This is a genomic window from Acinetobacter sp. FDAARGOS_558, from assembly GCF_003937785.1.
GTDB classification, from domain to species: domain Bacteria; phylum Pseudomonadota; class Gammaproteobacteria; order Pseudomonadales; family Moraxellaceae; genus Acinetobacter; species Acinetobacter baumannii.
The window spans coordinates 18,233-29,183 of sequence record NZ_RKJH01000001.1 but is presented as its reverse complement, the minus strand read 5'-3'; the positions used below and the strand labels follow the sequence as shown (position 1 = coordinate 29,183).

8 protein-coding genes and 1 pseudogene are annotated in these 10,951 nt (G+C 37.5%); 6 read left to right on the top strand and 3 right to left on the bottom strand.

The genetic code is table 11. The features are described from left to right. Window positions 1-13: 13 nt before the first annotated feature. On the bottom strand, window positions 14-1,804 hold the full coding sequence (locus EGT34_RS00140) for an ABC transporter substrate-binding protein (RefSeq protein ID WP_001993958.1): 1,791 nt from the start codon (window positions 1,802-1,804) through the stop codon (window positions 14-16). 161 nt (window positions 1,805-1,965) lie between these two features. On the opposite strand from EGT34_RS00140, the pseudogene EGT34_RS00135 reads away from it, so the two are divergent. The 6 genes and pseudogenes from EGT34_RS00135 to EGT34_RS00110 all read left to right on the top strand — a co-directional run. After that, a pseudogene (locus tag EGT34_RS00135) lies at window positions 1,966-2,058 on the top strand (hypothetical protein); the annotation flags it as partial. A 520-nt stretch (window positions 2,059-2,578) separates the two neighbouring features. Then, on the top strand, window positions 2,579-5,251 hold the full coding sequence (locus EGT34_RS00130; RefSeq protein WP_000731496.1) for a TonB-dependent receptor: 2,673 nt from the start codon (window positions 2,579-2,581) through the stop codon (window positions 5,249-5,251). A 144-nt stretch (window positions 5,252-5,395) separates the two neighbouring features. Continuing rightward, on the top strand, window positions 5,396-6,112 hold the full coding sequence (locus EGT34_RS00125; RefSeq protein WP_000525885.1) for an energy transducer TonB: 717 nt from the start codon (window positions 5,396-5,398) through the stop codon (window positions 6,110-6,112). Between the two features lie 40 nt (window positions 6,113-6,152). Beyond that, window positions 6,153-7,034: a MotA/TolQ/ExbB proton channel family protein gene (locus EGT34_RS00120; RefSeq protein WP_031971902.1), complete on the top strand. Its 882-nt coding sequence runs from the start codon at window positions 6,153-6,155 to the stop codon at window positions 7,032-7,034. Between the two features lie 15 nt (window positions 7,035-7,049). Further along, window positions 7,050-7,472, top strand: coding sequence for an ExbD/TolR family protein (locus tag EGT34_RS00115; protein WP_000525862.1), 423 nt, complete (start codon window positions 7,050-7,052; stop codon window positions 7,470-7,472). A 19-nt stretch (window positions 7,473-7,491) separates the two neighbouring features. Further along, window positions 7,492-7,905: an ExbD/TolR family protein gene (locus EGT34_RS00110; RefSeq protein WP_000525666.1), complete on the top strand. Its 414-nt coding sequence runs from the start codon at window positions 7,492-7,494 to the stop codon at window positions 7,903-7,905. Between the two features lie 65 nt (window positions 7,906-7,970). On the opposite strand, the gene EGT34_RS00105 is transcribed toward EGT34_RS00110, so the two are convergent. Together EGT34_RS00105 and EGT34_RS00100 are read right to left on the bottom strand one after the other, a co-directional pair. Then, on the bottom strand, window positions 7,971-8,420 hold the full coding sequence (locus tag EGT34_RS00105) for a GNAT family N-acetyltransferase (protein ID WP_000609116.1): 450 nt from the start codon (window positions 8,418-8,420) through the stop codon (window positions 7,971-7,973). Between the two features lie 103 nt (window positions 8,421-8,523). Next, entirely contained in the window at window positions 8,524-10,689 is a 2,166-nt protein-coding gene (locus tag EGT34_RS00100) for a malate synthase G (RefSeq protein ID WP_000126961.1), read from the bottom strand. Window positions 10,690-10,951: the final 262 nt, after the last annotated feature.

Here is a 10,951-nt window from a genome sequence, read left to right as displayed (position 1 = left end):
TCTTTATCTAAAATTATTTTTTAATAGGGGTAATATCAAGATATTGCCAGTTTGTATTCATCATTGGGTGAGCTTTAAACCCCTGAACTTGAGGCTGTATCAACCAATTACGAATTCGTGTTACATGAATAATCCAAGGGTTATCAGCTTCTATCTGACGGTTAAGTTTTTCGTAATATGGGAGCCGTTGTTGAGGTGGTAAATGAATGGCCTGAGTATAAAGAGCATCATAGGTTTTAGACTGATAACAAGCATGGTTTCCCTGCCCAGCATTTGGTCCATATAGTAATTGTGCAAAATTATCTCCTTCAGGATAGTCAGCAATCCATGCACCGCTCCAGATCATATATTTACATTGAGTAGCGGCTTTTAAGTTATCTGCAAAGTTACTTACCTTAAAGTCAGCTCGAATGCCAATCGCATCTAGATTTTTTTTCCAGAGTTCTGAATGAATAACCGATGCTGAGCTATTTTCTGTATTGATTTTTAAAATTAAAGGTTTGCCATTTGGTAAGGTCCGATAGCCATCAGCCGCTTTTTTATAACCATAATAATCAAGTAGTTTATTTGCTAACAGCGGATTATATCCTACGCTACTTTTATATTTAGGGTTATATCCGTTTACACCTTCAGGTATAAACATTTGTGATCTAACAGCCTGACTTTTATAAGCTTGTTGTATGCTTTCTTTTTGATTGTATGACAGAGTAATTGCTCTACGAAGCGCTATTTTTTCTGGGTTAAAACCACCGATCACTGGATCCCGCATATTCATCATCGTATAGGTAATCTCAGGATCCTTATTTGGATAGTGCTTAATTCCCCTCTTCTTAAAAGAAGCTTTAAGCTGATTTCCATCTAAAGCTTGAGGAACAGCATTCGCTGTGAGTTTATCAAAGTCTAGTTGTCCAGACTGAAAAGCTAACCATCGTGACTGCTCTTCTTCAATGATACTGACCACCACCTTGCCAACTTGTGGCATTTTCTTTCCAGACATTTCCTTAACAAGTTGGTTATCCCAAGGTGTTCCTGTTGACTTAAAATTCCAGACAAAACCACGATAATCAGGATTGGCAACCAACTCGACCTTACTTCTCGGTACATATTTACTTAACATATAAGGACCAGTCCCTACGGGATGCATACCAATACGGTCACCGTAATAGTCAACAACCTCTTTAGCAACAGCACCAAAAGTAATATAGGCAAGAATATAAGGAAAATTAAAGTCTTGGCGAGTCAAAGTAAATTGTAGAGTATATCGATCAAGAGCTTTAACTCCAGCAATCGGAGCAGCATAATCAAATTTTCCAGTTTTCTTTGCTTGAGCTACAACCGTATCGGCACCTTGTAACTTACCATCAATAAAAGAAACAGAAGGCGCTCTATTTTTAGGGTCTAAAATGCGTTTAATTGTATAGACATAGTCTTCAGCTACCAACTCACGGCGTTTACCTTTAAAAGCTGGATCATTGGTAAAATAGATACCCGGCTTAATTTTAAATATATAAACTTTACCGTCTTGTTCCACTTTGGGCAGGCTTTCTACAGTATTGGGAACTAACTGTAATGGACGTGCTAAATAGTCATATTTGAGTAAAGGCTCAAAAATTGCCTCAGCAATACTAGCACTATAGAAATTGGTGGTTTTGACCATATCGAAACCATCATCTGGGGCCTCATAGGCAACATGCAAAATTTTGTTTGGTTGCGCTGGCGTAATTGCGTAAGCACAAGGAACTGATGTAATAGCCAGACTTAAAATGGCGAGCTTAAAAAATTTTAATTTCAAGTTCATACCCACGTAATTAGTTTTTTAAAAGATATTATCCTTTTGAGTAACATCTAAATCTGCATAAGAAAAGTTCTTTTTCAACAGATAGGCCTATTTAGGATTTAAAATTTGCTTTCCTTTATGCTCTTTCGATTTGATCAAATGGAAAAATAAACTCAAATACCTAGTGTTTTGTAACCATTGAATATAAAGCGAATTTCATGCCATTTATTAATATCCATCTTAAAATATTTAAAAATATTAAAAATTCATATTTTTATTAGATACTTAAAAACGTTTGAACTATATAAATAAAAGTAACTTTTTGCCAAATATTATATTCATATAAGTTAATCATCTAATACCTTAAATGCACAAATAAAATACATTAAAAATTAATTATGATCCACATTAGATCAAGCCTAAATTACAGATATTTTTAAAACAATCTATTGATTAATAATAAAAATATAATTTAACCATGTAGTTATAAATATTATAACATTACATATTAAAAGGCTCTAAAACGATACATTTTTATTTAATAAGTATGTGAAGAGTCCAGTAATGTATATTTTTTATACAAATAATTTTGAAACTTTTCGCCAACAACAAAAAATTTTCCAAACGGAAAATTTATTTTTATATCAAAAAAGCTAAAGCATCATACTCAAGCATAATAAAATCAATATTTATCAATATTTTGCATAAACTAAAAAAAGAAAAATATATAGTTGGCACTTGCTTTGCTTAAAAACTTTCCAGCAATATCGCTAACGACAACAAAAAGGGATCAAGTCCACGATGAAAAAAAAATACAATGTTCGATCTCAGGCAACCCCCAAGATTGGCAAAACAATTCTTAAATTAAGCACCCTTAGTTTAAGCATGATGTGTCTTACCATGGCACAAGCAGCAGAAACCGAACAATCAAGTACCGATGAAAAACCAACAAAAGTCGTAAAAGTTGCCGTTACAGGTTCTTCAATTAAAGGGGTTGCGGCACAAAGTGCTTCGCCAATTACCGTGGTGAAAGTTGATGAAATATTAAAACAAGGGGTAACAACAACAGAGGAAGCATTATCTAAAATCACCGCAAACCAAGCAGGATTTGTTACGGCACAAAATGTAGGAGCAAGCGGTACAGCTGGTTCAACAGCAAACCTACGTGGTATTGGCGCCAATAAAACCTTAATCTTACTTAATGGTCGTCGTTTAGCTGCTAATGCTTATGATAGTGGTGTCACTAATTTAAATATTATTCCACTCGCTATGTTAGATCGCATTGAGGTCTTACGAGATGGAGCATCAGCAATTTATGGTACAGATGCGATTGGTGGTGTTATTAACTTTATTACCAAAAAACAATTCACTGGTTTAAATATTAGTGCCGGGTTAACTCAGCCAGAACAGACTGGTGGAGATACGCAAGATATTAGCGTTTTTGGTGGTTTTGGTGATCTTGATGAAAATGGTTTCAACGTTTTTGGTGTTGTAGATTATCGTCATGGTAATGACATCATGGCAAAAGACCGTAAAGTCAGTGAACGTGGTGGCTTACTACCTGAGCTAGGTGTTAAAAGAAGTAGTAGCGGTGCATTTCCTGCAAATATTTCAAAAAATTTAGGAAATCCTTACGCTGCAACAGGTTGTGGAGATAATCCTCTTGTTTACGTTGATGAAAATACCTGCCGCTTCAATAGCCAAGCGGTAATCGGTATTGTTCCAAAAACAGAAGACATCTCAGCAATGGGACGTGCAACCTTCAAACTCAATGATAATTTTAATGCTATAGCTGAATATGTATATGCACGCAATGAAGTAACTACCTCGGTTGCTCCAGATGTATTCTTTGACTTACCACTTGAAGGAAATAGTAAATACTATCCAGGTAACGGCATTACTCCTGCATTAGCAGGCGTCAATGGACAAGACATTACCCTATCTCTACGCTCGCAAGCTGGCAATCGCGTAAGTACAAGTGTCAATGAATCCCATCGTATCTTTGGTGGTTTAGAAGGCGAAGCTTATGGTTGGGATATCAATACAGGCATTACCTATGCGAAAAGTAAAGCCTCAGATGCATTAGACAGCGGCTACTTAAACTACGGTAAGACTTCTGAAGCACTACTTGCAGGGAAACTTAACCCTTTTGGTGCACAACAACCTGAAGATGCTGGTTTATGGGGGACTTTAGGCGTAACTGGTAAATATATGGATGCCGATGTTGATTCAACCACAGTTGATTTCACAGCAAGCAGACCAATTTATACATTACCAGCAGGCGACGTTGGCTTCGCAGTCGGGGCTAGTTACCGTCGTGATGACTGGACATCGAAAGTAAATTCAGAAATCGCAAGTCTCGCACCAAGTACTGGTGTAGATCCAGATGAACCAGTCAACAAAGGGAAACGTGAAATCAAAGCTGCTTTTACCGAGCTGCACATTCCACTTCATAGAACATTAGAAGCTCAACTTGCCGCACGTTATGATGATTACAGTGACTTTGGCGATACTTTTAATCCTAAATTTGCACTTCGTTGGGAACCAATCAAACAATTAATGTTCCGTACTTCTTATAGTACAGGTTTCCGTGCCCCTACTCTTTGGGAAATGAATGCACCAAACTCTGTAACTAATACATCTGCCAGCTATGATGATCCGATTCTCTGCCCAGGTGGAAAAGTAAACGAAGCCGCTGGCGGTGATAAAAGCCGCGATTGTAATATGCAATTTGACCGTAAAAATGGTGGTAACAAAGATTTAGATGCAGAGGAATCAAAATCATTCACAGCCGGCTTCGTGTTAGAACCAATCAAAAACCTAGTCTTAACTTTAGACTATTACAATATCGAAGTTGAAAAACAAATTTCAGCTCTGCCAGAAAGCGATATTTTTAACAATCCAACTAAATATGCAGATAAGTTTGTACGTAATTCTGATGGTTCACTCGCATATATCATCACCACTCAACAAAATATGGGAGATTTAAAAACTTCCGGGATTGATGTCAGCTTAAACTATGCTACACCAATCACAGCAACAGGCCGTTATAGCTTTGGTATTGATGGTACTTATGTCATCAAATATGACTACCAAAATGAAAAAGATGGCGAATGGATTCACAACGTAGGCAGCTACGAAGGTACTGGTCCAATCATTCGATGGAAACATGTGGCCAATCTAAACTGGAATTACCAAGACTGGGCTCTCAATTTCCAACAACAGTTCACTCGTGGTTATGACGATCAAAACGCCAATGATCAAAACCATAAAGTCAGTGACTACACACTCTACAACGTTTCGGGCACATACAAAGGCTTTAAAAATTTAGAGTTAACTGCTGGTATCAAGAACATCTTTGATGAAGAACCCGCTGCAACTAATGTTGAGGACAACTTTCAAATGGGTTATGACCCCCGTTATAGCGACCCTACAGGCCGTACGTACTTTTTACGTGGTACTTACAAATTCTAAATGGGTGTTTTTGCAAATATGGCTCCATAACGTTGATGGACCATATTTGCAGAATAAAATTCTCACTTAGCCAAACAAGAAATGCATAAATCTTTAACCAAGCATTTCAATATAAATTGTTTGTCTACAGTTTCAGGAGTAACTATGGGCATGACTTTTACAGACATAGAAAATAAATCTGCCAAACGCCTAATTGGTATTGCTGCAGTCATTTTTCTGCATCTTCTTGTTGCCTATATTCTGATGTCAGGTTTAGCAAACAATATTCAAAAACCAGCAGAAAAACCTGTGGAATTACAAATTATTCAGGATACTAAGCCACCTCCTCCACCAAAACCGGAAGAGCCGAAACCAAAGGAAAAACCACCTGAGCCACCAAAAATGGTAGAAAAAGTTGCCAAGGTTCCTGAGCCACCAAAAGAAGTAGAGAAAGTAGCAACACCAGTACAAAAAACGACGCCAGTAGCTCAACCGACTAAAGTCGCTACTCCGGCTCCTGCTGCACCTAGTACTCCTTCTCCGAGTCCTGTTGCTGCACCAGCTCCAGTGGCAGCTGCTGCACCAGCACCTAAACCCGCTGGTGTAACTCGTGGTGTTTCAGAAGGCTCTGCGGGCTGTGAAAAACCAGAATATCCACGCGAAGCACTCATGAACGAAGAGCAAGGAACGGTGCGTATACGTGTTTTGGTTGATACATCCGGCAAAGTCATTGATGCCAAAGTAAAAAAATCGAGTGGCAGCAAAATTTTAGATAAAGCAGCAACTAAAGCCTACAGCTTATGTACGTTCAAACCAGCAATGAAAGATGGCGTGCCTCAGCAAGACTGGTATGAAATTGAATATCCATTCGTAATTGAATAAACAATTGAATTAGCAAGAAATTAAAAAATATTGGAGATATATGATGAAAAAATCAACTCAACCACTAGTACATTTCGCTTCTGCAAGTTTAATCGCAGCTTGCTCGTTACTTCCATTAAGCTCAGTTTTCGCAGAAGAAACGAGCAATGCTCCTGTGGCAACAGCAACTACTGAAGCTACTTCAAATACAACTACTCCAACTCCACCACCAAAGCCTTCAACAAGTGAAACTGTTAAAAATCCATATGGTCTAGAAGCCCTTTGGCGTGAAGGTGACTTAGTCGCTAAGTCTACCTTATTTATTTTAGTACTCATGTCGATTGGTACTTGGTACATCATCATCTCTAAATTATTACAACAAGGTAAAGTCAAACGCCAAGGTAAAGAAGCTGAAAAACATTTCTGGGAGGCAACTTCGCTTGATAATGCTGCAGAAGGTTTAGAACAAAGTAGCGCATACCGTTTTATTGCAGAAAAAGGCATTAACTCGACTAAATCACACGGCGGCTCTCTACTTGAACGCATTGACTTTAATACTTGGGTGAGCATTTCAATACAACGTGCCATCGAAAAAGTACAAAACCATTTAGGCGGCGGTCTCGCTTTTTTAGCAACAGTTGGCTCTACAGCACCTTTCGTAGGTCTTTTCGGAACAGTATGGGGAATCTATCACGCTTTAACTGCAATCGGGATTTCAGGTCAGGCATCTATTGATAAAGTTGCAGGCCCAGTTGGTGAAGCTCTCATTATGACAGCTATTGGTCTTGCGGTCGCAGTACCTGCTGTACTGGGTTACAACTGGTTGACTCGTCGTAATAAAGCAGTGATGGAAAATGTTCGTTCATTTGGTTCCGATTTACATGCAGTTTTATTAAGCGGAGAAATTAATACCAACAATTCAATTAATCGCAGCATTAAATAATCAGGAGCAGACATTATGGGTATGAGTGTTGGTTCTGAAGATGATGACGAAATGATTGGAACGATTAACACGACACCTCTCGTAGATGTCATGTTAGTTTTACTTATTATTTTTCTTATTACTATTCCGGTAGTTACACATACAGTTCCGGTGAAACTACCAGAAGAAAAAAATACTCCGTACGCGACCACGCCTGAAAATATTCAACTTTCAGTTAATAAGAAAGGCGATATTTTCTGGAACGAGAGTTATGTACCGAATAAAGAAATATTGTTAGCAAAATTACAAGCTGTGGCACAAAAAAGACCGCAGCCGGAGGTACATATTCGAGGAGATCAGCTTACCCATTTTGAAGCGATAGATCAGGTCATTAGTACGACCAAACAAGCTGGTATTGGCAAAATTGCCTTTGTTACTACCCCTCCAGCTTCCCCGTAATGATTTTAAGGAGAATTTTATGGGTATGAATGTTGGCTCAAATAATGATGACGATGTAATGCTAGAGGTGAACATGACACCGCTTATTGATGTCATGCTGGTACTCATTATTATGTTTATTATTACTATACCTGCACCAAACAATGCGATTAATATTAATTTGCCAAATGGCACACCGCCACCAACAAATGAAAAGCCACCTGAAATCATTGATGTAAGAATTGATGCAGCAGGCAAAGTATTTTGGAATAACCAACAGGTTTCTGACCGCAAGGCACTAGAGACTTTATTTCAAGGTGTTGTCGCCAAAAAAGATCAAGACCAAATCAAACTTAAACCAGACCAAATGGCTGAATATAAAAATGTAGCGATGGTCATGGCTACGGCGCAGCGTTTAGGTGTAACTAAAATTGGGATTGTGAGTAGCAATTAATATCGCTTTTAACTTTAGTTAATTCCATTTCCTTCAACGCTAACTTGAATTCTCAGTTAGCGTTTTTAAAAAGAAATACCCAACTCTAAAATAATATCACCACATTCATCATATTCCCCAGTTTCTATAAAATTCATTTTTTTATAAAGTTTTCCAGCAATGTTATTAGAAGATTTATACATCGTTCGGATTCGTTTAGCCCCTTTTGAAGCCATTTCATCAATTGCCATTTGCAACGCTAAGGTACCATAACCTTTAGCTTGATGATCTTTGCCAATCATAAATCGAAACAGCCAAAATAATGTCTCATCAGGGGGAGCAATTTCCACACAATACATTAAGAACCCAACCACCTCATCATTAAAACAGATCACTCTTGGGCAATAGTGTTCCTCAACTTTAGACTCAGCAATAGAAAATACATTTGGTGCGACATAGTCCTTTTGAGATTCATCTAATAATAATTTTGCGCATAGAAGCCAATTCTCACGATCAAGATTTTTTAAGTTAATCAAACTTGAAATCCTTTATTTATAAATTCACGTCTTATCTATAAGCACAAAATATACCGAAAATAAAAAAGCCTCCGAAGAGGCTTTTTTTTATAACAGGTTAAAATTAGTCACCTGTATAACCTTTTAATTTTAAACGAGCCGCATGTAGTAATGGCTCAGTATAACCAGAAGGCTGTTCACAACCTTTAAAGATAAGATCTGAAGCTGCTTGGAAAGCAATATTAGTTTCAAAGTTAGCTGCCATTGGTTTATACAATGGATCATTCGCATTTTGTTCATCAACAATTTTTGCCATGCGTTTAAGCACTTCTTCAACTTGTTCACGAGTCACGATACCGTGACGTAACCAGTTGGCAACATGTTGAGAAGAAATACGTAATGTTGCACGGTCTTCCATTAAGCCCACATTGTTAATATCAGGAACTTTTGAACAACCTACACCTAAGTCCACCCAACGAACAACGTAACCTAAAATACCTTGGCAGTTATTTTCAAGTTCGTTATTAATTTCTTCTGCTGACCAGTTTGTATCAGTTGCAAATGGAGGAGTTAACAAGTCATCTAATGACAACATTTCTTCAGCTTTTAACTGATCTTGACGTGCTTTTACATTTACTTGATGGTAATGCATCGCATGAAGTACAGCACCAGTTGGTGATGGAACCCAAGCACATGAAGCACCAGCATTTGGATGAGCAGCTTTAGTTGCTAACATATCTTTCATGCTATCTGGTTTTGGCCACATGCCTTTACCAATTTGAGCTTTACCTTGTAAACCACATTTCAAACCAATTGCAACGTTACGGTTTTCATAAGCAGCAATCCATTTTTGTGTTTTAACTGCTTCTTTACGAACAACTGGAGCAGCTTCCATAGAAGTATGGATTTCATCACCAGTACGGTCCATGAAACCAGTGTTAATAAAGATTGTGCGATCTTTAGCAGCAGCAATACAGTTTTTCAGGTTTACAGATGTACGGCGTTCTTCATCCATAATACCGATTTTTAAAGACTTCGCTGGTAATCCTAGGGCTTGCTCAGCACGCTCAAATAACTCAACAGCAAAAGCAACTTCTTCAGGACCATGCATTTTTGGTTTAACAATATACATAGACCCTTTACGAGAGTTTTTATTTTCGTTTTCACTACGGATGTCAGCAATTGATAACAATGGCGTTACCAACGCATCCATAATACCTTCGAAAATTTCTTCACCATCAACTAAAATCGCTGGATTCGTCATTAAATGACCTACGTTACGAAGTAACATAAGTGAACGACCATGAAGTTTTGTTGTGCCACCGATCAAATTTTTAATTTCACGGTCTTTATTCAAAGCGCGAACAATTGTTTTACCATTTTTTTCGATAGATTCTTGAAGAGTACCCTTCATCAAACCTAACCAGTTACGATAACCTTCAACTTTTTCTTCTGCATCAACAGCTGCTACAGAGTCTTCAAGATCCTGAATTGTTGTAACCGCAGCTTCAAGTGTTAGATCTTTAACACCCGCTAAATCAGTTTGGCCAATTGGGCTATTCGCATCAATTTCAATAATGACATGTAGGCCATTACTCAAAAGAACAACTTCTGAAGGGTTCGCTTCTTCACCATTGAAGCCCACAAATTGAGCTTCATGAGCTAAGCCAGTTTTAGTACCATCTTTTAAAGTCACAACCAGTTTATTCTGCTCGATTGCATATTTAGTTGCATCAGCATGTGAGCCTTGCGCAAGCGGGAAAATTTCATTTAAGAAGTTTTTAGCAAACTCAATAACTTTCGCACCACGTACAGGGTTATATCCTTTTCCTTTTTCTGCACCGCCTTCTTCTGAAATTACATCAAAACCGTAAAGTGCATCATATAAAGAACCCCAACGCGCATTTGCTGCATTTAAGCAATAACGTGCATTACGTACAGGCACTACTAATTGTGGCCCTGCTAACAATGCAATTTCTTCATCTACGTTTTCAGTAGTAATTTGGAAGTCTTCAACTTCTGGTAATAAATAACCAATTTCAGTTAAAAATGCTTTGTAAGCACCTAATTCAAATTTATTGTTGCGGTGCCATTCATCAATTTTTGCTTGTAATTCATCACGCTTAGCCAATAATGCTTTATTCTTTGGACTAAGGTCGACAACAACTTGCTCAAAGTTCTTCCAGTAAGTTTCACTATCTAAACCAGAACCTGGTAAAGCTTCATTTTCGATAAAATCGTAAAGTTCTTTAGCAATCGCTAACTTGCCTTTTTGAATACGTGCAGTCATTGTCTTTCCTGAAGTTGCTACTTTTTATACCAAGAGAATCCTAGTATACCGATTTAAATTAAGCTGAATACTAATATCACATTCCTAAATAGTAAGCATTTTCCCTTGCATAACTATTGACAAAGATAAATTTTTCTATATAGGAAAATATTAAAATTCTAACTAGGATTCCCAACAATTTATTCAATATTTAAAGATACTGAAACTAGACTTTTTGTTAACAGACAAAAAATTTCACTATCTTGTTTTTTCTAAAGCGTAT